Source organism: Melghiribacillus thermohalophilus (genome assembly GCF_004342905.1).
Classification (GTDB): domain Bacteria; phylum Bacillota; class Bacilli; order Bacillales; family Alkalibacillaceae; genus Melghiribacillus; species Melghiribacillus thermohalophilus.
In genome coordinates, this window is the sequence record NZ_SMAN01000002.1 from 68,974 (window position 1) to 94,378 (window position 25,405).

Annotated in this window: 27 protein-coding genes, 1 tRNA gene and 2 pseudogenes; 27 read left to right on the forward strand and 3 right to left on the reverse strand. The window is 40.7% G+C overall.

The window, feature by feature from the left end:
* Positions 1–245: 245 nt before the first annotated feature.
* From EDD68_RS02865 to EDD68_RS02945, 17 genes and pseudogenes are all read left to right on the forward strand, one after another.
* A complete protein-coding gene (locus EDD68_RS02865) occupies positions 246–1,847 on the forward strand; it encodes a CTP synthase (RefSeq protein ID WP_132370731.1) in 1,602 nt (533 codons plus the stop codon).
* A 165-nt stretch (positions 1,848–2,012) separates the two neighbouring features.
* Complete coding sequence (locus EDD68_RS02870; RefSeq protein ID WP_132370732.1) at positions 2,013–2,384, forward strand: response regulator; 372 nt, start codon at positions 2,013–2,015, stop codon at positions 2,382–2,384.
* A 426-nt stretch (positions 2,385–2,810) separates the two neighbouring features.
* Entirely contained in the window at positions 2,811–3,674 is an 864-nt protein-coding gene (gene fba, locus EDD68_RS02875) for a class II fructose-1,6-bisphosphate aldolase (RefSeq protein ID WP_132370733.1), read from the forward strand.
* A gap of 93 nt (positions 3,675–3,767) precedes the next feature.
* On the forward strand, positions 3,768–4,415 hold the full coding sequence (gene fsa / locus EDD68_RS02880; RefSeq protein ID WP_132370734.1) for a fructose-6-phosphate aldolase: 648 nt from the start codon (positions 3,768–3,770) through the stop codon (positions 4,413–4,415).
* A 61-nt stretch (positions 4,416–4,476) separates the two neighbouring features.
* On the forward strand, positions 4,477–5,763 hold the full coding sequence (locus tag EDD68_RS02885) for a UDP-N-acetylglucosamine 1-carboxyvinyltransferase (protein WP_132370735.1): 1,287 nt from the start codon (positions 4,477–4,479) through the stop codon (positions 5,761–5,763).
* 68 nt (positions 5,764–5,831) lie between these two features.
* Positions 5,832–6,803 carry a class II fructose-bisphosphatase gene (gene glpX, locus EDD68_RS02890; RefSeq protein WP_132370736.1) on the forward strand — a complete coding sequence of 324 codons (972 nt, stop codon included), beginning with the start codon at positions 5,832–5,834 and terminating at the stop codon, positions 6,801–6,803.
* A 527-nt stretch (positions 6,804–7,330) separates the two neighbouring features.
* A complete protein-coding gene (gene rho / locus EDD68_RS02895) occupies positions 7,331–8,620 on the forward strand; it encodes a transcription termination factor Rho (RefSeq protein ID WP_132370737.1) in 1,290 nt (429 codons plus the stop codon).
* A 174-nt stretch (positions 8,621–8,794) separates the two neighbouring features.
* Positions 8,795–9,040 (forward strand): type B 50S ribosomal protein L31, encoded by a 246-nt coding sequence (locus EDD68_RS02900; RefSeq protein ID WP_132370738.1) that lies wholly within the window; start codon positions 8,795–8,797, stop codon positions 9,038–9,040.
* Positions 9,041–9,171: 131 nt separating this feature from the next.
* Positions 9,172–9,434, forward strand: a pseudogene (locus EDD68_RS02905) (thymidine kinase); the annotation flags it as partial.
* Between the two features lie 187 nt (positions 9,435–9,621).
* Positions 9,622–9,867 carry a hypothetical protein gene (locus EDD68_RS02910; RefSeq protein ID WP_132370739.1) on the forward strand — a complete coding sequence of 82 codons (246 nt, stop codon included), beginning with the start codon at positions 9,622–9,624 and terminating at the stop codon, positions 9,865–9,867.
* Positions 9,868–10,191: 324 nt separating this feature from the next.
* A complete protein-coding gene (locus EDD68_RS02915; protein ID WP_132370740.1) occupies positions 10,192–10,764 on the forward strand; it encodes a thymidine kinase in 573 nt (190 codons plus the stop codon).
* Positions 10,765–11,745: 981 nt separating this feature from the next.
* Entirely contained in the window at positions 11,746–11,955 is a 210-nt protein-coding gene (locus EDD68_RS15695; protein WP_424399146.1) for a transposase, read from the forward strand.
* A 171-nt stretch (positions 11,956–12,126) separates the two neighbouring features.
* Complete coding sequence (locus tag EDD68_RS02925) at positions 12,127–12,519, forward strand: hypothetical protein (protein WP_132370741.1); 393 nt, start codon at positions 12,127–12,129, stop codon at positions 12,517–12,519.
* Between the two features lie 64 nt (positions 12,520–12,583).
* Positions 12,584–13,594, forward strand: a complete 1,011-nt coding sequence (locus tag EDD68_RS02930) for a hypothetical protein (protein ID WP_132370742.1) — start codon at positions 12,584–12,586, stop codon at positions 13,592–13,594.
* A gap of 15 nt (positions 13,595–13,609) precedes the next feature.
* Positions 13,610–14,503, forward strand: a complete 894-nt coding sequence (locus EDD68_RS02935; RefSeq protein WP_132370743.1) for an ATP-binding cassette domain-containing protein — start codon at positions 13,610–13,612, stop codon at positions 14,501–14,503.
* The gene (locus EDD68_RS02940) at positions 14,484–15,113 is read left to right on the forward strand and encodes a hypothetical protein (RefSeq protein ID WP_132370744.1); all 630 of its coding nucleotides are present in this window, start codon (positions 14,484–14,486) and stop codon (positions 15,111–15,113) included. The genes EDD68_RS02935 and EDD68_RS02940 overlap by 20 nt, the downstream gene beginning before the upstream one ends.
* Before the next feature lie 306 nt (positions 15,114–15,419).
* Positions 15,420–15,491, forward strand: a tRNA-Cys gene (locus EDD68_RS02945).
* A 272-nt stretch (positions 15,492–15,763) separates the two neighbouring features.
* Here EDD68_RS02945 and EDD68_RS02950 read toward each other — a convergent pair.
* On the reverse strand, positions 15,764–16,729 hold the full coding sequence (locus EDD68_RS02950; protein WP_132370745.1) for an anti sigma factor C-terminal domain-containing protein: 966 nt from the start codon (positions 16,727–16,729) through the stop codon (positions 15,764–15,766).
* Positions 16,713–17,228, reverse strand: a complete 516-nt coding sequence (locus tag EDD68_RS02955; protein ID WP_132370746.1) for an RNA polymerase sigma factor — start codon at positions 17,226–17,228, stop codon at positions 16,713–16,715. Before EDD68_RS02955 ends, EDD68_RS02950 begins: the two co-directional genes overlap by 17 nt.
* A 303-nt stretch (positions 17,229–17,531) precedes the next feature.
* On the opposite strand from EDD68_RS02955, the gene EDD68_RS02960 reads away from it, so the two are divergent.
* The 3 genes and pseudogenes from EDD68_RS02960 to EDD68_RS02970 form a co-directional block, all read left to right on the forward strand.
* Positions 17,532–18,194 (forward strand): phospholipase A2 family protein, encoded by a 663-nt coding sequence (locus tag EDD68_RS02960; protein ID WP_132370747.1) that lies wholly within the window; start codon positions 17,532–17,534, stop codon positions 18,192–18,194.
* A gap of 102 nt (positions 18,195–18,296) precedes the next feature.
* Entirely contained in the window at positions 18,297–18,629 is a 333-nt protein-coding gene (locus tag EDD68_RS02965) for a hypothetical protein (RefSeq protein WP_132370748.1), read from the forward strand.
* Between the two features lie 157 nt (positions 18,630–18,786).
* Positions 18,787–19,147 (forward strand): annotated as a pseudogene (locus EDD68_RS02970) (thymidine kinase); the annotation flags it as partial.
* A gap of 55 nt (positions 19,148–19,202) precedes the next feature.
* On the opposite strand, the gene EDD68_RS15155 reads toward EDD68_RS02970, so the two are convergent.
* Entirely contained in the window at positions 19,203–19,388 is a 186-nt protein-coding gene (locus tag EDD68_RS15155; protein WP_165902040.1) for a hypothetical protein, read from the reverse strand.
* A 53-nt stretch (positions 19,389–19,441) separates the two neighbouring features.
* Here EDD68_RS15155 and prfA point away from each other — a divergent pair, with 53 nt between their 5' ends.
* From prfA to EDD68_RS03005, 7 genes are all read left to right on the forward strand, one after another.
* Positions 19,442–20,512, forward strand: coding sequence for a peptide chain release factor 1 (prfA, locus tag EDD68_RS02975; RefSeq protein WP_132370879.1), 1,071 nt, complete (start codon positions 19,442–19,444; stop codon positions 20,510–20,512).
* Positions 20,513–20,514: 2 nt separating this feature from the next.
* The gene (prmC, locus tag EDD68_RS02980; RefSeq protein ID WP_132370749.1) at positions 20,515–21,372 is read left to right on the forward strand and encodes a peptide chain release factor N(5)-glutamine methyltransferase; all 858 of its coding nucleotides are present in this window, start codon (positions 20,515–20,517) and stop codon (positions 21,370–21,372) included.
* Positions 21,373–21,497: 125 nt separating this feature from the next.
* A complete protein-coding gene (gene spoIIR, locus EDD68_RS02985; RefSeq protein ID WP_132370750.1) occupies positions 21,498–22,130 on the forward strand; it encodes a stage II sporulation protein R in 633 nt (210 codons plus the stop codon).
* Between the two features lie 109 nt (positions 22,131–22,239).
* A complete protein-coding gene (locus EDD68_RS02990) occupies positions 22,240–22,653 on the forward strand; it encodes a GNAT family N-acetyltransferase (protein ID WP_132370751.1) in 414 nt (137 codons plus the stop codon).
* Between the two features lie 74 nt (positions 22,654–22,727).
* The gene (locus EDD68_RS02995) at positions 22,728–23,777 is read left to right on the forward strand and encodes an L-threonylcarbamoyladenylate synthase (RefSeq protein WP_424399144.1); all 1,050 of its coding nucleotides are present in this window, start codon (positions 22,728–22,730) and stop codon (positions 23,775–23,777) included.
* Positions 23,778–24,084: 307 nt separating this feature from the next.
* Complete coding sequence (locus EDD68_RS03000; protein WP_132370752.1) at positions 24,085–24,636, forward strand: manganese efflux pump MntP; 552 nt, start codon at positions 24,085–24,087, stop codon at positions 24,634–24,636.
* 141 nt (positions 24,637–24,777) lie between these two features.
* Positions 24,778–25,398, forward strand: coding sequence for a low molecular weight protein arginine phosphatase (locus tag EDD68_RS03005; protein WP_132370753.1), 621 nt, complete (start codon positions 24,778–24,780; stop codon positions 25,396–25,398).
* The last annotated feature ends 7 nt before the right edge of the window (positions 25,399–25,405 follow it).

Here is a 25,405-nt window from a genome sequence, read left to right on the forward strand (position 1 = left end):
TTCCCCATAAATCAGTAATATTTTATTTGGGCTCTTTCAAATTGATTTACAAGCGCTCCCGGAAATCGGGTGCGCTTTTCTTATTTATTTTTTAATTTTTAACCGTGTATAAGTTTAAAGTGGTGTAAAAGGATAAAATTGTTCAAAGCCTCTGGTTTTTCCTGAGGTTTTCGTCATTCCATGTATTCTTTCATATAAGAAATGGTCCTCCTGCAACAAGTATGAAGAAGAGGGAGTTGTTTCAGATGACAAAATACATTTTCGTCACAGGCGGAGTGGTTTCTTCATTAGGCAAAGGAATAACGGCAGCATCACTTGGAAGATTGCTGAAAAACAGGGGCTTAAAGGTTACCATTCAGAAGTTTGATCCATACATTAACGTGGATCCTGGGACAATGAGCCCTTATCAGCACGGAGAAGTGTTCGTCACAGAGGACGGGGCTGAAACGGATCTGGATCTCGGTCACTATGAACGGTTTATTGATATTAATCTCAACAAGTACAGCAATATAACGACAGGGAAAGTGTACTCTTCTGTTATTCGGAAAGAACGCCGGGGTGAATACCTGGGTGGTACGGTTCAGGTTATTCCCCATATTACAAACGAAATCAAAGAGCAGGTGTTTCGAGCCGGAAGTGAAACCGGTGCTGATGTGGTCATCACTGAAATTGGCGGGACAGTAGGAGACATAGAATCTCTGCCGTTTTTAGAAGCTATCCGCCAGATCAAAAGCGACATCGGAAAAGACCATGTCATGTATATCCACTGTACTCTTGTTCCTTATATTAAAGCAGCCGGGGAGATGAAAACAAAACCAACGCAGCATTCGGTCAAAGAGCTGCGATCACTCGGTATTCAGCCGGATGCCATTGTATTGCGGACGGAATATCCTCTGACCCAGGATTTAAAAGAAAAGATCGCGTTATTTTGTGATACAGATGCCAAAGCGGTCATTGAAGCGCGTGATGCCGAAACCCTTTATGAAGTTCCATTAGAGCTAAAAAGACAGGGGCTTGATCAACTAACCTGCGATCACTTTGGCATGACCTGTCCGGAAGCGGATATGACAGAATGGGAAGCACTGGTTGAGAAAGTAAAAAACCTATCCGAGAAGGTAACGATTGCACTTGTAGGAAAATACGTGGAACTCCAGGATGCATACCTTTCCGTTGTAGAGGCCTTAAATCATGCCGGGTATACGTTTGATTCTGAAGTAAATATCAAGTGGATCAATTCCGAACATGTAACCAGTGAAAATGTGGAGGAATATTTACGTGATGCAGATGGTATTCTTGTTCCCGGCGGTTTTGGCGATCGGGGAATCGAAGGGAAAATCTCTGCTATCCGGTATGCTCGGGAAAACAAGGTTCCATTCCTTGGCATTTGTCTCGGCATGCAGCTGGCATCCGTGGAATTTGCCCGAAATGTTCTTGGATTGAAAGGGGCCCATTCGTCCGAAATTGATCCGAAAACTCCTTATCCAATCATTGATCTCCTTCCGGAACAGAAGGACATTGAAGATATGGGCGGTACCCTGAGACTGGGTGCATATCCTTGCCAGTTAATCGATGGCACGAAAACGAAGGAAGCTTATCAGGAAGATGTTGTTTATGAACGTCATCGTCACCGTTATGAATTTAATAACGACTTCCGTGAGCAAATGGAAGAGAAGGGTGTGATCTTTTCCGGGACGAGTCCAGACGGCCGTCTGGTGGAAATCATTGAGTTAAGAGATCATCCATGGTTTGTGGCATCTCAGTTTCATCCGGAATTTAAGTCAAGACCGACCAATCCGCAGCCGCTGTTCAGAGAGTTTATCCGTGCATCGTTAAAACATAAACAGTAAGCATGCAAAAGCCCCTTTCCCGGAAGGGGCTTTATATTTTTTACAAGATATTTCAGCATGCGATCAATCCATATGGTAAAAAACACTTGGATAAAGAAGGAAATACAGGAAAGCTTATCGAATAATTACATACAGAGGGATAAATTTTAGAGATAGGTGAGGTTTATGTCGAATAGAAAAAAAACGGTATATATTGTTGACGATCAGTTGGGGATTCAGCTTCTGCTCAAAGAAATCATTTCAAATGAAGGGTATCAAACTGAAACCTTCGAAACGGCAAAAGACGCAATTGAACGCATACATATAAAAAAGCCTGACCTTTTGTTTGTCGATTATAAATTGCCTTTGATGTCTGGTGTGGAAATGGTACAAAAATTAGAGGAAATGGAAGCAGATTGTCCAATCATCATGATGACAGGATTATCAGAAGATGAAGTCAAGAAAAACGTCAAAACCGATCGGGTTAAAGAAGTGTTGCTAAAACCGTTTAATATTGAGGAAGTGAAAAAAATCTTAAAAAAATATGCCGGGGAATGAAGGGACTTGCATAAGCCTAAACCATGGGAGATGTCGTTTTTTCCTTTTGATTCAATCCCTAAAATGAATGAATAAGATTTAAACCCTTGCATGAATCATATGCAGGGGTTTTTCTCTTGAAACATCAGCGTCTGGTTTGTCCGTCCTTTCGAATATGATGCATATTCTGTAACCAGGAAAACTTTATCTTTTCAGGTATGGTTGATTCAATCTTCAGAAACAATAAATTCAGTCACGTACGGATACAGGATGGATACAATATCGTATAGAGGATGATCAACTCCATCCTTTGTCCTCACGATGATATCCTTTTGTTGCATGAGGGTGGTGTACTTGGTATGCTATGTATGTGTAACCATGCTCTATTACATATATGATCATCTCATTAGGATGATCGTACGTATAGAAGAAAAGGAGGATATTTTCATGCCGTTGGTATCGATGAAAGAAATGTTACAAACAGCAAAAGATCAGGGTTATGCCGTTGGTCAGTTTAATGTGAACAACCTCGAATATGCCCAGGCGATTTTGCAGGCTGCAGAAGAAGAGAAATCTCCAGTCATTCTGGGTGTTTCAGAAGGTGCAGCCCGCTACATGGGAGGGTTTAAAGTTGCCGTAGCCATCACAAAATCCTTGATGGAAGAATACGGAACAACTGTACCCGTTGCTATTCATCTTGATCACGGTTCCAGCTTCGAAAAATGTGCAGAAGCCATTCATGCCGGGTTTACCTCTGTTATGATCGATGGCTCCCACCTGCCACTAGAAGAAAACATTTCCCTTACTAAAAAAGTTGTGGAGCTTGCTCATATTCACGGCGTGTCCGTCGAAGCAGAATTAGGACGGATTGGTGGTCAGGAAGATGATGTGATCGTAGAAGATGCCGAACAGGCATATGCGATTCCATCCGAATGTGAACGGCTGGTAAAAGAAACCAGCGTCGACTGTTTCGCACCTGCATTGGGTTCTGTTCACGGTCCTTATAAGGGAGAACCCAACCTAGGTTTTGATCGCATGGAAGAAATTATGCACCTGACAGGTGTTCCCCTGGTTCTTCATGGAGGTACGGGAATCCCGACAAAGGATATTCAAAAAGCGATTTCCCTTGGAACAGCAAAAATTAATGTGAACACTGAAAATCAAATGGCACAGGCCAGAACGGTACGCAAAATTCTGGATGAGAAGCCTGATCTATATGATCCGCGTAAATATTTGGGTCCAGGCCGTGACACAATCAAGGAAACGGTAATCGGCAAAATGCGTGAATTTGGTTCTTCCAATAAAGCATAAATCATGGACAATTGTCTTATGCAGGAAGGTTTTTTATGGTTCCATCTCAACTAGCTCATAAACGAATGACTGAAAAATAGGGAGGTAACTTTCTTGAAATTTTTTATAGACACTGCCAATATTGAAGAAATTCGTGAGGCAAATGCTCTTGGTATTTTATCCGGAGTTACCACGAATCCGAGCCTCGTTGCTAAGGAAAATGTATCTTTTCATGACCGCTTAAAAGAAATCACCCGGGAAGTAGATGGGTCTGTGAGTGCTGAGGTGATCTCTGAAGATGCAGAAGGCATGTTAAAAGAAGCTGAAGAACTCGCAGCTATTTCCCCAAACATCACCATTAAAGTGCCGATGACTTTAGAAGGGTTAAAAGCGGTCAAACAGTTAAGTGACAAAAACATTAAAACCAATGTGACACTCATTTTCTCAGCTAACCAGGCACTGCTGGCTGCACGTGCAGGAGCCACATATGTATCACCTTTCTTAGGCCGCCTTGATGATATCGGGCATGACGGAATGACATTAATTGCCCAGATTTCTGAAATTTTCACACGTCACCAAATTGATACGGAAATCATCGCAGCTTCCATTCGTCACCCCATGCATGTAACAGAAGCCGCCATAAACGGTGCACATATCGCCACTGTTCCATTTAAAGTGTTAAAACAGCTGGTTAAACATCCGCTTACCGATCAGGGCATCGAGAAATTTTTAGCTGACTGGAATAAGCAAAAACAGGCATGATTTCACCATCAGTCGCACAAGCTATGGATAAAGACTTTTTTCCATGATAGGAGAGTTCCAGATGGAGAAATTGCTAATTAAAGGAGGTAATCCCTTAAAGGGAGAGGTCCGGATCAGCGGAGCTAAAAACAGTGCTGTGGCCCTGCTGCCGGCAGCCATACTTGCCGATACACCTGTTACCATTGAGGGGTTGCCGAATATTTCAGACATTCAAATACTCGCCGAATTGTTGGAGGAAATTGGAGGAAAGGTCCAGCGATTTGGACAGGACATCACCATAGACCCTTCATCCATGATATCCATGCCGTTGCCCAATGGCAGGGTAAAGAAACTCCGTGCATCTTATTATTTTATGGGTGCCATGCTGGGACGGTTCAAAAAAGCTGTGATTGGTCTGCCCGGCGGATGTAATCTTGGTCCAAGGCCGATTGATCAACATATCAAAGGCTTTGAAGCACTGGGAGCAAAGGTGACGAATGAACAGGGTGCAGTGTACCTTCGGGCAGATCGTTTAAAAGGGTCCCGGATTTATCTCGATGTCGTCAGCGTAGGTGCAACGATCAATATCATGCTTGCCGCTGTTAAGGCGGAAGGACGAACGATTATTGAAAACGCTGCAAAAGAACCCGAAATTATTGACGTTGCTACATTGCTGACGAGCATGGGTGCGAAAATCAAAGGAGCAGGCACCGATGTCATCCGAATTGATGGTGTGGAACAATTAAATGGATGCCGGCATACGATTATTCCCGATCGCATTGAAGCGGGCACTTATACGATTATAGCCGCTGCACAAGGGGAAGAAGTGCTCATTGATAACGTCATCCCCCTGCACCTCGAGTCACTGATCGCTAAACTGAGGGAAATGGGTGTTATCATTGAGGAAGAAGACGAACAACTTCTTATCCGAGGGAATCGTAAATTAAAAAGTGTGGACATTAAAACTCTGGTTTATCCTGGATTCCCGACGGATTTGCAGCAGCCTTTTACCGCTCTGTTAACCCAGGCAGAAGGTACCGGAATTGTGACGGATACCATTTACCAGTCCCGCTTTAAACACATTGACGAACTCAGGCGGATGAATGCGAGCATTAAGCTAGAAGGTGCGTCAGCGGTGGTCTCTGGCCCTGTTAAGCTTGAGGGTGCTAAAGTGAAAGCAAGCGATCTTCGCGCCGGTGCTTCGCTGGTTGTAGCGGGTATTATGGCCGATGGAGTGACCGAAATTATAGGTCTCGATCATATCGACCGGGGATATGAACAATTAACGGATAAACTGGCTAATTTAGGCGCGAATATCTGGAGAGAAAAAATGTCTTCTGAAGAAATTGAACAGTTCCAGAATTCTTGAATGTAAGGTTTTGGAAATGTTCCATGGAGATGAGGGAATAGTTTGTAACTTTAGGGGAGGAAAAAACCATGGAAAGAAGCCTTACAATGGAACTAGTCCGCGTAACCGAAGCAGCTGCACTTGCTTCTGCACGCTGGATGGGACGCGGAAAAAAGGATGAAGCCGATGATGCAGCAACAACAGCGATGAGAAATGTATTTGACACCATTCCGATGAAGGGAACAGTCGTCATTGGTGAAGGAGAGATGGACGAAGCTCCGATGCTGTATATCGGAGAAAGATTAGGAAACGGTTTTGGCCCCAGGGTAGATGTAGCCGTAGATCCATTAGAAGGAACCAATATTGTAGCTCAAGGTACATGGAATGCCCTTGCCGTTATTGCGGTTACGGACCATGGCAAAATGCTGCATGCACCGGATATGTATATGAATAAAATAGCAGTCGGACCGGAGGCTGTCGGGAAAGTCGATATTAACGCATCCGTGGCAGAGAATCTTGAGGCTGTTGCCCGTGCTAAAAATAAAGACATCGAAGACGTGGTTGCAGTCGTCTTAAATCGGAAACGGCATGAAAAAATCATCCAGGAAATCCGTGATGTGGGCGCAAGAATAAAACTGATTCCTGATGGAGATGTGGCTGCAGCTATCAATACGGCATTTGATCATACGGGTGTTGATATTTTATTTGGTATCGGCGGGGCACCGGAGGGAGTTTTAGCTGCTGTTGGTCTGAAGTGCCTAGGAGGAGAACTTCAGGGTAAACTGATTCCTCAGAATGAAGAAGAAGAAGAGCGCTGCAAAGAAATGGGCATTGGTGATATCAATAAAGTATTGACCATGGATGATCTTTGCGGCGGTGATGATGCCATCTTTGCTGCAACTGGCGTGACCGACGGCGAACTTCTGAAAGGTGTACAATATAAAGGGATGAAGGCTACAACCCAGTCAATTGTCATGCGGGCTAAATCGGGAACGGTCCGTTTTATTGATGGAACCCATAGTTTAAAGAAAAAACCGAACCTCGTGATCAAAGAAGTATAATTTGCATGGAATGGGGGTCACTTGAAGTGCCCCCTTCTGTTTCATCTCCATTCATATGCTCCATCTGTATATCTATCCTTTTTGTCTTTTTTTATTCAATTTTTTTGAGAAAAACTGCTTTTCTAAAAGAATAGTATTGAATAATGAATAAAAATAGGGTTAAAATGATAATGTTTATGAATGAGGAAAGCTTTATACCCCTGATGACGAACTTCGCTTTCGCTTCGACGTCTTCTCCATAAGAAGAGGATTCCCTTTTTACAAACGGTTTCATAGATTTCATAAAGCTTTTCTATTAAATTCCGGGAGACAGTTGTCTGTGGACACGCAGGTTAGCCGCCTGCGATAAGGGATCACTCCGATCGCATATGTCGGAGCGAACCGTGTTTAACGAGAAAAAGCATTAGGGAAAGACAGGGAGCATTGCCCGAACAGAGTTTGTATGTATAGGACCTGCCCATTCGATATACGTTTGAACGTGTTTCCAGGTTTGTGATGGGATAAAAATAAATAGGTGTGGTGATATTGTGTCTGAATTATCGATTAGTCATTTAGAATCATTAACATTAAAGGAACTATATGCCCTTGCAAAGGAATACAAAATTTCCTACTACTCCAAACTCACGAAACGTGAATTAATTTTCGCGATTCTAAAAGCCCAGGCTGAAAAAGATGGTTTTTTGTTTATGGACGGGATATTGGAAATTATTCCTTCTGAAGGGTTCGGTTTTTTGCGTCCGATCAATTATTCCCCGAGTTCGGAGGATATTTACATTTCGGCTTCTCAGATCCGCCGGTTTGATCTCCGAAACGGCGATAAAGTATCCGGAAAAGTCAGACCCCCGAAGGAAAATGAACGATACTACGGCTTGCTTCATGTCGACGCGGTTAATGGTGAAGACCCCGAGACTGCAAAAGAGCGGGTTCATTTTCCAGCGCTTACTCCCCTTTATCCTGACCGGCTGATGAAGCTTGAAACCGAATCCCATAAGCTGTCCACGAGAATTATTGATTTGATGGCCCCTGTGGGATTTGGACAGAGGGGACTGATTGTGGCACCGCCTAAAGCAGGAAAAACCATGCTGATGAAAGAAATTGCCAACAGCATATCCGTTAACCATCCTGAGGCCAAACTCATTATTTTGCTGGTGGACGAGCGTCCCGAAGAAGTGACGGATATTGAACGATCTGTCCATGAAGATGTGGATGTGGTCAGTTCCACCTTTGACGAAGTGCCGGAAAACCATATCAAAGTGTCCGAACTTGTGCTTGAAAGAGCCATGAGACTGGTGGAACATAAACGGGATGTCGTCATTTTAATGGACAGTATCACACGGCTGGCCAGGGCATATAACCTGGTGATACCGCCAAGCGGGCGGACACTATCTGGAGGTATTGATCCGGCAGCTTTCCACCGGCCAAAGCGCTTCTTCGGGGCAGCCCGCAATATTGAAGAGGGCGGAAGTCTGACGATTTTAGCTACGGCTTTAATTGATACGGGGTCCCGCATGGACGATGTCATTTATGAAGAGTTTAAAGGTACGGGCAATATGGAACTTCATCTGGACCGGAGTCTAGCTGAACGCCGTATTTTCCCTGCCATTGACATTCTTCGCTCGGGTACAAGGAAAGAAGAGCTTCTTCTTCAGAAATCTCATATTGAAAAAATCTGGGCCATCCGCAAGACGATGAGTGATTCTCCTGACTTTGTAGACCGGTTCCTGAAACGTCTGAAAGCTTCAAAAAATAACGATGAATTCTTCCAGATGATGGAGGAAGACATGAAAGGAAACAGTTCTCATCGTCGTTATTCCTGATTGATCCGGCAGTTATAAATGGAAGATAGGAAGTTCATAATAAGTATTGCAAAATAAATTTTACCCTGTTATAATCACTCTATGTGAGTTTAGATATCGTATGATGAGTCGTGGAAGAACGACGAACAAACACTCTGGTTCCACAGGAATCAGGGCAGAAAGGGAGTGAAAGGCATGAAAAACGGAATTCATCCTGAATACAGAAAAGTCGTATTTTTGGACGCTAGTACCGGATTTAAATTTTTAAGCGGATCTACAAAATCTTCCGATGAAACCATTGAATGGGAAGACGGAAACACCTATCCAGTCATTCGGGTGGAAATCAGTTCTTCTTCACACCCATTCTACACTGGTAAACAAAAAGCTGATACAGCAGGTGGCCGTGTAGATCGCTTTAAGAAAAAATACAATCTTAAATAATATTCATGTTTTTCATGATGGAAAACAGGCAAACGTTCATTTTTGCCTGTTTTTTTATTCATACAAAATGAGGGAAAGCAATCCCTGATTGAAAAATATGTATGGTAGGTTGTGGAAAGGGGAGACACCTGGTGCATATCATGAAGCAGAAGGGCTGGGTAGAAGTGATTTGCCGAAGTATGTTTTCCGGGAAATCAGAGGAACTGATCCGCAGAGTTCGCAGGGCTACTTATGCAACCTGAATGTTCAGGTATTTTTGCCCGTTATAGACAACCGCTATAGAAAAGAGGAAGTCGTATCCCATAATGGAGAATCCTTTGAAGCGACTCCGATTCAACATGCAGGGGAAATCGATGATCCTATCGATGAAAATATAGATGTCATCGGAATCGATGTTTCGTTACCTAACGGTTCATGATACTTTTAATCGTAAACATATTATTACATTGTATTTTACATAGAGGTTAAGATAGTGTGCACGCCAAAAGGTTTGTACACTATCTTTTTTTGTGTATAATAAACATTATAAGAACGTGTGTTTGTTAAGGGGATGGGTTTGGAAAAAAAGAAATGGACTAAAAGTGGAGCAGACCTTAATAAATAGTCCAAGACTTTCTACGAAGTATAGAAGGTTATATATTATTACAGAAGATGGGATCCCTTTATATGAGGTGAATGAATGGTTAGAGGCTAATAGTAGGAACAGTTATGGAACAGGGGTTTCTTGCGCAAATGAAATAATGGATTACCTACGTTTTTTAAAGAAGTTGGAGATTCACTATCGGGAAGTTAAACGTAAATCAATTATTGAAGAATTTATTAAATAGTTACTTTACGGTGATGCCTTACAGGAAGTAGCAGATATAGAGGGTGTATTGTCTTTTAATGTCGTCAAAAAACGCATTTCAATTATAAAAGGTTTTTATGGGTGGCTAGAAGATAACGGTAAAATTGAATATAATCCAGTGCGGTATGGAGTTAAATCAAATAAGCAAGGAAAGAGCCACGTATAGCGTGCGAAGATTAAAGAGAGACAATTACCTATTTGTGGTGACTTGTCAGAAAGATTAGAACTGTATATTAGAGGGAAAAGATTAGACTCAATTACAGACAATATCGATTATATCTTGGAGATTAAGGAGCGAATGCTTGTGGCACAGTTATATTTTAAATACGGAGCAATGAATAGTGGGAAATCAATAGAAATATTAAAGGTAGCTCATAACTACGAGGAACAGAATAAACCGGTTCTAATTTTTACATCAGGTATTGATGATCGAGACAAGGTTGGATATGTATCAAGTAGGATAGGACTGAAAAGAAAGGCAATTCCCATTTTTAAAGAGACGAATGTTTTTGATGTCGTAAAAAATTGCGAGAGTCCCCCATTTTGTGTACTAGTAGATGAGGCACAATTCTTAGACAAAGATCATGTTCTACAATTGGCTAAGATTGTTGATGAACTTGATATTCCTGTAATGGGTTTTGGCCTAAAAAATGATTTCCAAAATGAATTGTTTGAGGGAAGTAAGTACTTTTTACTTTACGCAGATAAAATTGAAGAAATGAAAACAATATGTTGGTTTTGTCCGAGGAAAGCCCTTATGAATTTGCGTATAGATGAAAACGGGAAGCCTGTGTACACAGGTGAACAAATACAAATTGGTGGAAACGATTCCTACTATCCAGTGTGTCGTAAATGTCATTCTAATCCACCACTATAATTAACTTATAAGGGGCTAAGGAAATAAGTGGGGACGGAGATTTTTATAATCTAGATGAATGATCGGAAACAGTTTATATGGGGAAACATATCCTGTTAAATTATTTGAAACAGGGTGATATTTTAAAAATGATTCAAAAAGGGAAACAAATGGAGCATCTAAAAAAGAAGTCGAAAATGATTTAATGGATTTTAGCGAACCATTTTTATACAGACAGAAATTAACTCATGATTTTTGATTTCCTACCGTTTGGAAACATCTCTTCTTTACACCAGAAGAAGTAAATGTATTGTTTAGTTATTAGATATACAGTAGATAAGGTTGACTTTATAGAAATTTATATCGTAGTACTTAATATCACATATCGGTGTGATTAAAAATATGTGGAAGCACGTTTTAAAAGATCATAACTGGGGATATAGCAAACATAATGATTTGGTGTACGTCTGGGAGATTAAAAATGGAGATGTTGAGGTTTTTCAGCGAAGAGACGATATGAAAATTCCTCAACTTCTATAAATGTGTCGGAATGGGGGAAAGTTGATACACTTCCTAAAGCTGTGTCTGGATTTACTGTTCACATAGGAGATGACATATTTATATATTTGTTTTGAATACTGTTTTTGTATTTAGCTTCTAGGAAGCTAGGTGTCCCATAGAATTATTATCATAATTTGGTAAGAGAAGTGAAGAATATAGAGAAAGTTATTTCAATATCCGCAAGTCGAGATCTATTATTTTGACTTGTGGATTTTTTATATTTTGTGGCTCTCCACAATGAAGGGTGCTGAAAATTAAAAAAAGAACAATCTCCCTCTATTGTTAATAATAACCCAAATCAAAACCAATAGAAAGGAAAATCTGCATGTATAAACAGTTACTACAGAGATCCTCCACCTACAACATTTTCAGTTAACCCATCAGGAGGAGCGTGTTCAGAATGGGTGGATTCTGGATGTTGAACCTTTTCCTCAAACCCATATCTGCCCTCTCTGTTTTCAGTCAGCACCAACGTGGAAAGAACCCATATTAAATTATTTTCGATTCCGCCTAGCGAATGCGAAACTGGAAGGCACCAATAACACCTTGAAGCGCAGAAGTTTCGGATGTCCAAACCTTGAAAAATTTGATAGGCGTATTAGCGTGGAATGTCAGCAACCAGCCTGGTATTTGGAAGCAATCATACGATAAAGAAAGAATCAAGCACGTTTTATTGCGGAGAACCTATTTTTTTAAAACTTTTATATTTTGTAAGTTGTGATTTCCGCTGATTAGGTTTCTTTACTAAATTGAAAGGCGATACACCTTTCAACTTCGATTTAGGCCTATACGAAGGAACCAAAAATAAGGAGGAAAATAACAATGGCGAATATCGTTTCTATTCGAAAGCCAAGTAAAATTAAAGCTCTTATTTTGGGAGTATTAACACTTGGACTTTTAGCCACAAGCGTATCAGCAGCTAGTTCAACTGCTCTATTGCAATATGAATCAAATGCAGAAGGGCCAAAAATTAATATTCATGATGGTGCTTCTAGAATGACAGTAACTAATGCCGGTGGAGGGCCATATCAGTTAATCGGTTATGCCAAAAAGTATGTAGCAATATTCCCAGATCCAACGGTTCACACAAGTTATGCGCGACCTGTAACCGAGGTTAGAACTAACTTCTATCCAGATCCTTCGACTTACTATCCTGAAGCGTATGGAGAATATAACACAGATGACCTTTATGGTGCTGTAAACATTACAGATTAATCATTTTTTATTAGATGAGAAGGAGAAAGGAAATAAATATTTCTCTTTATATCATGGATTTAAAGTGTCGAATATTAAGGATAACGAAGGGAATAAGCTAGAGTTCCATCAAGAAGGGGATTTTATTCAAGTCGAACTAAAACAACCTACACAACAAATAACATTGGAATATAGCGGAGTATCTTCACCATTTATGGATGCTAACCGTTATTTTGCTTATTTACCATATTACTTTGCGTGGATACCTTTAAAAAGCCAATATCCTTCCATGAAGTATATCTATAACTCTAATCATAGACTTCCAGGTCAACCCGCCGAACCAATAGATTATGTTTTACACTATCAAGGTGAAAACGAAGTGATGACAAATCTTAAAAAAGTAGGGAAGGGTAAATATGTTGGAACGAATGAACAGGGGATCACGCTGATTTACGGTGAATTAAAAACGAAAAAGATACAGGATTACGACATTACCTATCCGATAACATGGGAAAACAGCATTGGAACCGTTCATTCTTATTTGGAACAACTAGAACAAACATTTGAAACCGTACAGACGATTTTCCAATTAGAAAAACAAAAATTACCGAAAAATATTCTCTTTATACCAGCAAGAGGACCAAATGATACTTTACCTTCAGAAACAATGTGGTATCAAGAAGGAGAACAATTCACTATTCTTATTGACCCTTATGAACATCACGACGAAACAACATTCGATTTCAAGGCTCAACTGATGACTTATCAAATGGTAGGTGCACTCTTATGGAAGAACGATAGAATTGTCTATCAAAATGAAGATATATCAACTGTTTTTAACGCATTAGTAGGAACATATGTAAATAAAAAGGTAGGAGTAGAAGAACTTTCTTTCTCCGAGGAAGACTATTGGATTGGAGAAATATTACTCAAAACATCAGAGAATGACAAGAAGATAATTCAAGATTTATCAACCTTCTTTTCAAGGAAGTCCGAACAAGAAATAGAGAGATTCTTACTGGAGTGGAGAACACTCTTACAAAATCCAAATGTAACGTGGAACCAGGTAGATAAACTTTTAAAGGCATATCAATAGGGAGGCGTAAGGCACATGATTCAAGTTCGTAATTTAACTAAGTCTTATAAATATAAAAAAATATTGAGTGAAGCAACCTTAAATATTGAAGGTATTTATGGGTTAATTGGACCGAATGGAGCAGGAAAAACAACCTTAATGAGAATTTTAGCTGGATTAGTTTCTGTCAATGAAGGAGAAATACTAGTAGAAAGTGATAAGTTTCAGTCCAAAGATCTAAAGTCAGTACGTAATAACATTGGCTATTTACCACAAGACTTTAATATGTATCCAAAAGCAACGGTATTTGAGTGTCTAGAGCATATTGCAATACTAAAGGGATTAAAGGATAGGAAAGAAAGAAGAAACCGTATCGAACAGGTATTAGAACAAGTGAATTTGCTTGAAGCAACAAAGCAAAAGGTTCATAAATTATCAGGGGGAATGAGAAAACGACTAGGTATCGCACAAGTATTTCTAACAGACCCTGGTATCCTCATTATTGATGAACCAACAGCAGGGTTGGATATTTTTGAACGGATTCGCTTTAGAAATTTACTAAGAGAGATATCAAAAGACAAAACCATTATTATTTTTTCTCATATCGTTGAAGATGTAGAGTTCTTATGTACGAAGCTAGGAATTATCAAAGAGGGAAAGGTGCTTGCTGAAGGTACTCCTTCCGAAATAGCTCAAACATCAAGTGGACTTGTTTGGGAAATTCAAGCACATCCAGACCACTTGCCTGAAATTTTTAAGCAATATACGGTTATTGATATTAAACAACAAGACTACAATCTCCTGGATATTCGTATATTATCCGAGCAGAAACCAAATAAGGCTACACCGTTAAAACCAACTCTGATTGATGGTTATTTATCAATCATAAACGGATGGGGGATAGAGAAGGATGAACCAATTAAAATTTGAGATTAAAAACATGGGGTTTCACTTTTATCTGCCTATTATTGTTTTTCTATTCGTTTCCATACTGTTAATTATGTTGCCTACAGAACAATATGAGATACAATTTTTTATTTTACTGCAAGTTTTATTTATTCCTCTTTCTGCTTGGTGGTCGATCTTCCTTGTTTATGAGTTATACCATCATCAAGCAGAAGAGATATTGATACAATTTTACTCACATAAACTTCTGATAAACTATGTAAAATTTGTATCTATCTTTTTACTAATGTTACTTGTGACAGTGACTCTACTTGGAGTTAAATCGGCAGAATTAAACATTGGAGAATTATTCATACTGCTAACTAGCCAAGTACTTGTAATCTCTTCTTTTGGTTTGTTATTAGCTATCTTTTTTAAAAGCGTGGAAACCTCTTTAATGGCGATTATTATGTATGTTGCGACAGAACTGATTACGCTTGGTGATTTATTCCCGTGGCCACATATCTTTTATTTTGCTTTTAACTTCACAGTAGAAGAAATATCAACATTTGGTATCGTCAGCTTGTTTGTAAGTGCAGCATTTCTCATTTTCTCCTTCTTTTTTGTGAAAAGAATTGAAAGGCATATCATTTAAGAATATCAACCAGTGGTAAACGAAGAATCTCTTTATCAACTAAATTTAAAAGTTCTGAATCGTAGAGGGTCGGGTTCCGTTGAATCACTTATCGAGGCTATTCATTACGCTAATGATTGGAGAGGTATTGACGGAGAGAGGGTTAGAGTGTCTCTAGGACTAAAACACCCTGATACAGAGCTTTACAAAGCCATTATACGAGCTATAGAAAACAATATGAGTGTGGTTGCTGCGTCAGGTAATAATGGGGGTGATCACATCAAAACACATGAATATCGGCATCCGGGGGATCTACTTGTCCAACATGGTGATATAGCCAAGTGGTTAAGGCGAAGGTCTGCAAAACCTTTATCCTCGGTTCAAATCCGAGTATCACCTTTACCCATAAAAAAAGAGTTTGGAGAACCATTCCCCAAACTCTTTTTTTATTCTTTATTTTGCTCTCTTTACAAGACCTGTAATTAAGAAAACAAGACCGTTCCGTATATAGCTGCTGCAGTAAATAATACAAGAGGGGAACATACCAAAACGATTATTCCTGATATAAGCCAATGTTTTTTATTACCATTCGAAATTTTTATCACAACCACATTGATTACCAATAACAAGAAAAAGAAAATCATAAATTCCATTCGGTTTCTCCTTTCCGCTTAATATTTATCTGTTGTTACTCCGAGAAATACACCTCTTACCATTTTGTTTTCCATAAGTTCTTTCACTTCTGATGGTGTACCTGTTATCACAACTCCAATTATGTCGAGGTTTTCATGAATTAATTCTTTTTGGTGATTCGATGTTACATTTTGAATGATATTTTTAGCTAGTCCTTGATATTTACCTTTTTCATTAAGGATTTCTAAGGTTTCAATAAAATGGTTTGCACCATATTGTGTATCCGGATCTTGGTTATAGTGGAAACCGATAACATCATCACCGATAATCGTTGTATCTTTTCCTGTTTCATTCGATTGATTATAAAAATCGGCAATATCTGTTTGGCTGTAAGTATCCACCCAAAGCCATGCTAAATTATTTCCAAATTCCTTTTGTACCTTAGATAATGAATACCCCTTATCAAAGGATAGAGCAACCTCAATAGCTTTATCATCACCAATTTCAGTAATTATTTCTCTATCATCCGTGCCACTAAATTCAGCTTCAGGATGAACAAATTCGATAACTCTTTCACCGTTATAATACATTGGTATTCTTTGATCATTAATATGGCCGCTTCCACTAGGTCCATTTGTTGTAATAGCGGTTGAAGTACCAAATATGGTATATCTCTTTTCGCGTTGTACCCAAGAAATTGAAATACCATCAACCACTTTATTGAATTCTGTCTTGGTTGTAGCGCTAAATAGGTGATAATTTGTACTTGTACCTCTTTGTTCTATATTTGCCCCATGTATGCTATTCCACATAGTATCTATCCTGGTTTCTTTATTCATAGTTTTCGTTAGAATAGTGCTACTTATATAGAAGAAAGCGAATATAACCACTATACTAACGACAATTGAAATGAGTACAACACGTATATTTGAGTTTCTTTTTGCTTTCTTTGCTAAACTCCGAAAATCAGAATCCTTTTTCAGAAAATCATTCCTCTCTTTCATCTTGTAGCCTCCTATATTCTTTAATGAATTGCTTTCTTGCTCGATGAAGGATGGTTTTCACAGAGTTAACTTTCATTTCATATAAAAATGCAATTTCATCTAATTTCAATCCAGTACTATATTTTAAAAGTAAGAATTCAGCAAATTTCGGCTTCAATTTATTTAATAAATAAGAAATATCATCCTTTAATTCATTTTGTAGAGCTACTTTTTCTGGGGTTTCATCATCACGCAATAATTGTAAAAAATCAAATGTAACTAAAACATCTTTCCGTCTTGTTTTTTTTCGGCATAGATCATAATACCGGTTCACAGAAACTCGAAATAGCCAACTTTCAACATTTTCAATATCTACAGAGTCGATATAGGTTAGAAATTTATAAGCAGTATCTTGTATTACATCTTCTGCATCTTGTAAACTCGCACCCATTTTCATTAGGTATTTCTTGACCTGTTCTAACTGATGGTATAATTTCTCTCCAAACTCGATGTCATTCATGAATAACCTCCTAACTAACAGACGTATCCGTATGTAAAAAGTAAACAACATATTTTAAATTCCATGTACTTCCATTATAAAGGAACATACTGGGATGTGCTTTCACCATTTTTTCTGTTTTTTAAAATGAAGGTTGTTTATTTCCTACTTTACCTTTCTTTATATAGTGTCAGCTGACAACAAATTAAAGAAAAAAGGGAAGATGCCAATATGTTAGTTGGTAATTATTTAAACAAAGCCGAAATCAATGAGTTAATTGCTTCGTTTGAGGGAAAACCATAGTTCCAAAATCTTATTCGTGAAATGCAGCATATGGAGAATTTTAGATTTGACGGGGAACAAGCAGAAGTGATCCAAGCTATAAAATTCGATGTAGTGAAGCATGAAGATGTTATTTCAGCTAAAACACTTTATTTAAAGGTAAACGACAATGTTCATATTCGATACATTGTTCGTCACTTAAACGGAGATGTAGAAACAACTAATGACTTCTTTATCGGTGAAGTAAGTCGATTAGACGAAGAAAACAACATCATAGTAACAAACTTTAGAGCAAGACACGATAATTATGTTTCATCCTTTGAAAGCCAATTAACCGAAGAGGCTATTGCTTTAGGGGTTGAAGCTGAAAGAAAAGCTAAAGAAGAATTCCCATTTGATGAAAGCTATGTGCCGGGGATGCTCTTAAATCAAGAAGTGGGAGCAGAAGCTTGGTATCAAGGTTGTTTACCGGGTGGATATGTATGGTGTGGCGACGATTGCGGTGGATCTGCAGCATGTTGGTCTTCAACTCCGGGAGTAAACGGCTTAGATAATTGCTGTAAGACACATGACTGTTGTTACTCTCGTCTAGGAGTATCTTACCCGAACTGTTACTGTGACCAAAAATTATGTGATTGTTCTCAAGCAGCACCGTTCGCTTGGAATAAAGCCATCGTTCAAAGTGCTATGTGTTTTGTTTGCTAAAACTTATTATTTGAAATAGATCCTTGCCGAGTAGTGAACCACGTTATTCATTACCCGGCCTTTTAAAAAAACACTAAATCCTATAATTAGGGGGGATATGCTATGTCTAAAAAAGAAAACAAAAATACCGTAGAAGCACAAGCTAGTGATACCATTTATATTAATCCGGGGGACCGATTAGTAGATGGAGATAAAATGAATTTCCTGAGCGGATACGCATTTATACATGCACGAAATGACAGTTCTGACGGTGCGGTAATGGGGGTTCACATTATGGAAACCACATATTGGGATGAACCTGTCGAAGAATGGTTTCTAGATCCGGGGGAATACGTATATATTCCCAAATTAGCTGTTCCAAAAGATACGCTTTATTTAAGGCTATCCAGCTATAGTCGAGATGCAAAAGGATTCGGTACTTTAACCACGGTATAATATGTACAAAAACCTACTTAGAAATGTATGTACTGACCCAGTCATATGAGACAAGAATAAGCACCTATGCTGCCTTTGCCCTAAATTGAACAGGGTAAAGGCAGTTTAATTTTGAAATAGGTCGTTATAGTTGTAATAATACATTATAGGGAACAAAATCGATGAGGTTCAATTTTTTGACCAGGCGATTGTGGATATTAGAACGGCTTGCTGGAAGGGGACATCGGGTGATCGTAGCAGGACTGGATACGGACTTTCGGGGAGAGCCTTTTGGAGCTGTTCCCCGGTTGATGGCCATCAGCGAGTCTGTTACGAAATTAACGGCAATCTGTCCGATCTGTGGTTCGCCGGCTAACCGAACCCAGCGGCTCATTAACGGCAAACCTGCATCGTATGATGACCCCATCATTCTGGTGGGAGCTGCTTCCTATGAGCCCCGGTGCCGGCATCATCACGAGGTGCCGAACAAACCGAAAGAAAGGGAAAAAGTATTTTTCAGACGAAACACATCGATATAATTTCGGGCTGTCTCATCAGGTGGTGAGGCAGCCCTTTTAGGTTTTTAAAAGGGATCTAGCGACCATGATTCAAAGGTATATTTGATTTTACTTCGTCCGTAAATAGACACCTTTCATCCAGGTCATATAACAGATCAGCGGCCTGAGAGAGGAGCAAACAGTCTGGATCTATTTCAGCATTCACCATCGGCTCCGATCTGGCTATAATAAATACCAGCGACAGCGATTCATTTTGACGCATCTATACTCCTGTACTATAATGATGATGTTTAGGAGCAAAAAGAGGTGGATGACGTGTTAGAAAAATTACAGTCCATTGAAGATCGTTATGAGAAGTTGAACGAACTGTTGAGCGATCCGGAAGTGATCAGTGATTCTAAGAAGTTACGTGAATATTCCAAAGAACAATCCGATCTGGAAGATGTAGTCCAGACTTACCGGAAATATAAAGAGGTTGCATCTCAGCTGGACGATGCGAAATCTATGCTGGAAGATGATCTCGATGAGGATATGCGGGAAATGGTGAAAGAAGAGATCAGCGAATTATCGGCTGAAAAGGAAGAGCTGGAAGACCGGCTGAAAATCCTCCTGATTCCTAAGGATCCGAATGATGAAAAAAACGTGATCATGGAGATTCGCGGGGCAGCGGGGGGAGAGGAAGCGGCTTTATTTGCCGGAGACTTGTATCGCATGTATATGCGGTATGCGGAATCCCGGGGCTGGAAAACGGAAGTCATTGAGTCCCATGAATCTGATCTCGGCGGCTATAAAGAAATCATTTTTATGATTAAAGGGAACGGCGCCTATTCCAGGCTGAAATTTGAAAACGGCGCTCACCGGGTACAGCGGGTTCCGGAAACCGAGTCGGGAGGCCGCATTCATACGTCAACTGCAACCGTCGCTGCACTTCCTGAGGCGGAAGAAGTGGAAGTGGAAATCAACGAAAAAGATATTCGTGTGGATACCTTCGCATCCAGCGGACCGGGGGGACAGAGCGTAAACACGACCATGTCAGCCGTTCGCCTGACCCACCTGCCAACCGGAATTGTCGTTTCTTGCCAGGATGAAAAGTCCCAGATTAAAAACAAAGAAAAGGCAATGAAAGTACTCCGTGCCCGGGTATACGATAAGTTTCAGCGGGAAGCCCAGGAAGAGTATGACCAGACAAGAAAATCAGCAATCGGGTCTGGTGATCGTTCCGAACGGATCCGCACGTATAACTTTCCGCAAAACCGGGTAACCGACCATCGCATTGGCCTGACGATTCAGAAACTGGATCAAATTCTGGAAGGGAAGCTGGAAGAGATTGTTGATGCTTTAATCATTGAAGAGCAAACGAAGAAACTAGAGGAAATCGGTGAGTAGCCATGAACTTTCATACCGTTCGGGAGGCCCGTCAATGGGCTTCCCTTTTTTTAGAAAAGCATCATCGGGAAAAACAGGTGGCTGATTTCCTCCTGATCCACCATTTACAGTGGAATCGGGCCCGCCTGCTTGCTGATTTAAGGGAACCCTTTCCACCTGAACGAGCAGATGATTTTGTCAGGGATGTCCAGGCTCATGCCATTGACGGGGTTCCCCTGCAGCATTTGACAGGAAAGGAGTCGTTTTATGGGAGAATCTTCAAGGTCAATGATCAGGTCCTCATTCCCCGACCGGAAACGGAAGAGCTGGTGGAAATCGTGTTAAAACAAATCGACGGGATCAATCAACCATTAACGGTCGTTGATGTCGGGACGGGAAGCGGGGTAATTGCCATTACGCTAAAAAAGGAAAGGCCTGACCTTGACGTTTTGGCCACCGATATTTCTGAAGGGGCACTTCAGGTCGCCCGGAAAAATGCAAGTCTCCATCAAGCGGAGGTTTGTTTTTATCAAGGAAACTATCTTAAGCCTTTGATTGACAAAAATATCCGCGCAGATGTGGTCATATCCAATCCGCCGTATATTCCATTGCACCAAAAAGATCAACTGTCCGAAGTGGTGAAAAATTACGATCCTTCCCTGGCATTATTCGGGGGGGAAGATGGACTCGATGCCTATCGAGAAATAATCAGACAGTTATCTGCGGTAAAAAAGAAAAAAACATGTCTTGCTTTTGAAATCGGATATGATCAGGGAGAAGCGGTTGCCGGGATGATTAAGGGCTCCTTCCCAGAGTCCAGTCCGGTTATTGAAAAGGACATTAATGGGAAAGATCGTATCGTTTACAGCTGGATTGGATAATAAATCCATTCCGGTTTACATCCCTTGCTAGCATTCTATCAAACTATTGGAATAATAAAATACGTTTAAAAAATAGATTACCTGCCCATACTGTGACCAAAAGGGTTAAGCAGGGGGCAGGAACAATGAAAAACTGGATTATGTTAGGGTTAATCGGATTGATTTTTTTTGTCCATACACAGCCGGGATATGGAAGTATCGATCCTTCATCTTCCGTTAAAGTGATACCGGATGAAGCGATTCGGCTTCGAATTCTGGCCCATTCCAACAGCGAAGAGGACCAGACGCTGAAACGGGCCGTTCGGGATCGGGTAAATCAGGAAATCACAACATGGGTGGAACATCTGACATCTATTGAACATGCGAGAAATTTAATAGAAAGTAGAATAGACGAAATCAACGGAATAGTTGGAGATGTGCTGGATAAATATGGATCACAGTACGATTATGATGTGAAATACGGGCAGGTTTCATTTCCGGCTAAGATGTATGGAAATGTGTTATATCCGCCCGGAGAATATGAGGCCATCTTAATTACAATCGGGGCAGGAAAAGGGGACAACTGGTGGTGCGTATTGTTCCCTCCATTATGTTTTCTCGATTTTTCAAACGGAACAACGGTCAGTCCGGATGAGTCAGAAAAAAGCGACGAAAAACAGCCCGAAACCGGTGAAAATAATGAAAAAGTAGAAGTCAAGTTTCTGGTCATCGAGTGGTTCCACCAATTGTGGAGCTGGCTTGCATCACTGTTTTCATAGAGTTTGATTCAGGTAAAATGTCTCTGACTCTAGAAAAATCATTTTAATAGAATAGTTTGCTCTCCTGATTCATAGAGTAGAATGAGAACAGATCAGGGGAGTGATTCAATTGATTCAAGTGATAAAGGCAAGTCAGTTTCCGGCACAGGAACTGGAGACCTATTTTGGACATGTATGGGATCAGCAAACCGATCAGGAAGCTTTATATGAATATGGACGATATATGCTGTTAAATGGAGAGAAAAAAGGTTTTTTTGCGATTGTGCCTGCAGGAGAGGAGTCAGGATGGCTGAGGGCCCTTTACATGAAAGGAGGGTTATCACCCGCGTTTTTAATGATGGTGTTTGAATGGGTGCAGCAGGAAGCTGTTCAGGCTGGATTTCAGCAAATCTATGTCCTGACTCGGGATGAATCCACTGAAACACTGCTTGAAATAAACGGATTTCAGCGCACAGCTCATTTACCGGCCCGAATCAGGAAACAGTTCAAGGGAGAAACGGTATGGGTATGGAAATCATCATAGTTATCCAGGAATGTGGATAACATTTGTGGATAACTTGTGGACAATCTGTTGACAAATGGGAGGGGGATCAAAAGGTGGAGAAAACCCATTATGAAACAAAATACTGGGAAGTGAACAATGAAGAAGCAGCAACGGATCATCCGGTTATTCAGGCAGCTGGACGTGCACTCAAACAGGAGGAAGTGATTGCCTTCCCGACGGAAACCGTTTATGGTCTAGGCGGGGATGCAACAAGTGACAGGGCTGTCAAAAAAATATTCGCAGCTAAAGGGAGGCCGCAGGATAATCCCCTCATTGTCCACATTGGAAAGAAGGAACAGGTGGAAACCCTTGTGACGGAAATACCGGATATGGCTCAAACATTTATGGATGCTTTTTGGCCGGGACCACTTACCCTTATTCTGAAAAGCAACGGAACCTGTGCAAAGGGTGTAACAGCCGGGCTATCAACCATAGGGATTCGTATGCCTGACCATCCGGTGGCACTCGCACTGCTTCAAGCGAGCGGTGTGCCTGTGGCTGCACCAAGCGCAAACCGATCTGGACGTCCCAGCCCTACAAGTGCGGCCCATGTTCAGGAAGATTTGTCGGGGAAAATATATGGAATTCTGGATGGGGGCACGACTGGAGTCGGTTTAGAATCTACAGTAGTCGACTGTACAGGCGAAGTTCCCGTCATCCTACGTCCTGGAGGGATTACGAAAGAAGATCTGGAGCAGATCGTGCCGGAAGTGAGACTGGACCCTGCCCTTAAAGATAAAAAGGAGAAACCAAAATCCCCCGGAATGAAATATACCCATTATGCCCCAAAAGCCCCATTATGGCTTATCAATGGGGATCTGGAATTTTTTCAGCAAAAAATCGATGAGTTGCGGACTGAGGGAAAAAAGGTTGGTGTAATGACCAGCAAGGAGAGTGCAGAAAGATTAAATGCTCCTATTTTGAAAACGTGCGGAAGCAGAAGCCATTTATCCTCGGTTGCAGCAGAACTGTACCATACGCTCCGGTCCTTTGACAGCGAGCAGGTCGATGTGATTCTCGGGGAAAGCTTTCCGAAAAAAGGGATCGGAGTGGCGATTATGAACAGGCTGGAGAAAGCCTCCACCAGAATCATTGAACCGTAAATAGAAAACAAACTTGATCAGGTAATGAAATATCCGAACCATATTCAATTTTCCGTTGAATGCGTTCGGATTTTTTTATCAGGTATGTCATAGTCAAGTCTGTCACGCCCCTACATATGTAGGGCTTTTCTTGTTTAGCTCTGTCCCCCCTTATGCTTTCTAAAAAAGAAAGCTCTCCTTTATATACCTCCGAAACACTCCTCCTTCATCCGTTTTTGTCTGCCCTTCCCTTCTGACAGGAATCCCTCCTTCTAAATGGTACAACCTGCGCATATATTGAATGTAGCATGTCCGGGGAGGAAGTTTCATGTTTTTGTATTTCATAGGGGAATGGATCACCTATACCTTAATGGCAATCGCTCTTGGAATGGATGCATTTTCAGTCAGCCTTGGCTTCGGAATGGCTAATATTCGTCTGCGGAAAATTTTTTTTATTGGCCTTTTGGTCGGAATATTTCATATCATCATGCCCTTCACTGGCATGTTGCTGGGACAGATGATCTCAAACCAGTTTGGCACCTTTGCTGTGTATCTTGGAGGGGTATTGTTGATGATCCTCGGTATACAGATGTTTATCTCCTCATTTTCAAATGGAGAAAATCATATCATGCTCGATAAATTTGGGATTTTAGTTTTTGCCGTTACGGTGAGCCTGGATAGTTTTTCTATTGGTCTAAGTCTTGGAATGTTTGGAGTCAAGGCCATATTTGCGCTGTTCCTTTTTGGGAGTGTCAGCACCATTCTGACCTGGCTCGGCTTTCTTCTTGCCAGAAAAGTGAATCATTTACTGGGGGCATACAGTGAAATCCTTGGAGGAAGCATTTTGTTTGCCTTTGGGTTGAAATTGCTTCTCGCCTAAACCCTGACAACACACCTCCTGAAAGCTCAGGAGGTTTTATTTTAAGCATGTTTGCAAATGAAGGTCGCCGGAGATGCGAAGTTTCCTTTCCCATATCATTTGTGATATAGTTTCCTTAGAAATGATGCGGAGGTCGGGACCATGAAGAAAAAGATTCTATTCGTTTGTACAGGTAATACGTGCAGGAGCCCGATGGCTGAAGCGGTGCTTAAACATCAATCAGATGATTTTGAAGTCCAGTCTGCCGGACTATTTGCCCAAAAAGGGGCGGACGCATCAGAAGGAACAAAAAACGTTCTCAGGAAAAAAGGAATCCCGATTCAGCACCAGTCACAGCCAGTAACTCCGGAGCTGGTCGAATGGGCCGACTACATCTTAACCATGACATCCCAGCACAAACAGATGTTAATCACCCAGTATGAAGAAGCGGCAACGAAAACCTTTACCTTACTGGAATTTACAAATGAACAACAGAGAGAGATATGGGAGCGGCTAAAAACAGCTTACGCAGATCTCGAAGAAAAAAAATCGCAGTATCTGTCAAAAAACAAAGATCGTATGACTGAAGAGGAACTTCGAAAAAAAATGCATGAACATATCCATAAAGACCTCGAGAACATCCGACATTTAGAAGCAAAACTGGGAACCCTCGATATCGAAGACCCGGTCGGCGGGAATGTTGACGTATATATGAAAACCTTTCAACAAATCGAAAAAAATATTGAACTTCTTGTCAAAAAATTGGACAATAAAGACAAGTAGGAAAAAT

Excerpts from the sequence above, each read along its gene's own strand:
- EDD68_RS02865 (WP_132370731.1), top strand. The coding sequence starts at position 246 with ATGACAAAATACATTTTCGTCACAGGCGGAGTGGTTTCTTCATTAGGC.
- EDD68_RS02870 (WP_132370732.1), top strand. The coding sequence starts at position 2,013 with ATGTCGAATAGAAAAAAAACGGTATATATTGTTGACGATCAGTTGGGG.
- fba (WP_132370733.1), top strand. The coding sequence starts at position 2,811 with ATGCCGTTGGTATCGATGAAAGAAATGTTACAAACAGCAAAAGATCAG.
- EDD68_RS02885 (WP_132370735.1), top strand. The coding sequence starts at position 4,477 with ATGGAGAAATTGCTAATTAAAGGAGGTAATCCCTTAAAGGGAGAGGTC.
- glpX (WP_132370736.1), top strand. The coding sequence starts at position 5,832 with ATGGAAAGAAGCCTTACAATGGAACTAGTCCGCGTAACCGAAGCAGCT.
- EDD68_RS02900 (WP_132370738.1), top strand. The coding sequence starts at position 8,795 with ATGAAAAACGGAATTCATCCTGAATACAGAAAAGTCGTATTTTTGGAC.
- EDD68_RS02925 (WP_132370741.1), top strand. The coding sequence starts at position 12,127 with ATGGCGAATATCGTTTCTATTCGAAAGCCAAGTAAAATTAAAGCTCTT.
- EDD68_RS02935 (WP_132370743.1), top strand. The coding sequence starts at position 13,610 with ATGATTCAAGTTCGTAATTTAACTAAGTCTTATAAATATAAAAAAATA.
- EDD68_RS02940 (WP_132370744.1), top strand. The coding sequence starts at position 14,484 with ATGAACCAATTAAAATTTGAGATTAAAAACATGGGGTTTCACTTTTAT.
- EDD68_RS02950 (WP_132370745.1), bottom strand. The coding sequence starts at position 16,729 with ATGAAAGAGAGGAATGATTTTCTGAAAAAGGATTCTGATTTTCGGAGT.
- EDD68_RS02955 (WP_132370746.1), bottom strand. The coding sequence starts at position 17,228 with ATGAATGACATCGAGTTTGGAGAGAAATTATACCATCAGTTAGAACAG.
- EDD68_RS02960 (WP_132370747.1), top strand. The coding sequence starts at position 17,532 with ATGCAGCATATGGAGAATTTTAGATTTGACGGGGAACAAGCAGAAGTG.
- EDD68_RS02965 (WP_132370748.1), top strand. The coding sequence starts at position 18,297 with ATGTCTAAAAAAGAAAACAAAAATACCGTAGAAGCACAAGCTAGTGAT.
- EDD68_RS15155 (WP_165902040.1), bottom strand. The coding sequence starts at position 19,388 with ATGCGTCAAAATGAATCGCTGTCGCTGGTATTTATTATAGCCAGATCG.
- prmC (WP_132370749.1), top strand. The coding sequence starts at position 20,515 with ATGAACTTTCATACCGTTCGGGAGGCCCGTCAATGGGCTTCCCTTTTT.
- spoIIR (WP_132370750.1), top strand. The coding sequence starts at position 21,498 with ATGAAAAACTGGATTATGTTAGGGTTAATCGGATTGATTTTTTTTGTC.
- EDD68_RS03000 (WP_132370752.1), top strand. The coding sequence starts at position 24,085 with ATGTTTTTGTATTTCATAGGGGAATGGATCACCTATACCTTAATGGCA.
- EDD68_RS03005 (WP_132370753.1), top strand. The coding sequence starts at position 24,778 with ATGAAGAAAAAGATTCTATTCGTTTGTACAGGTAATACGTGCAGGAGC.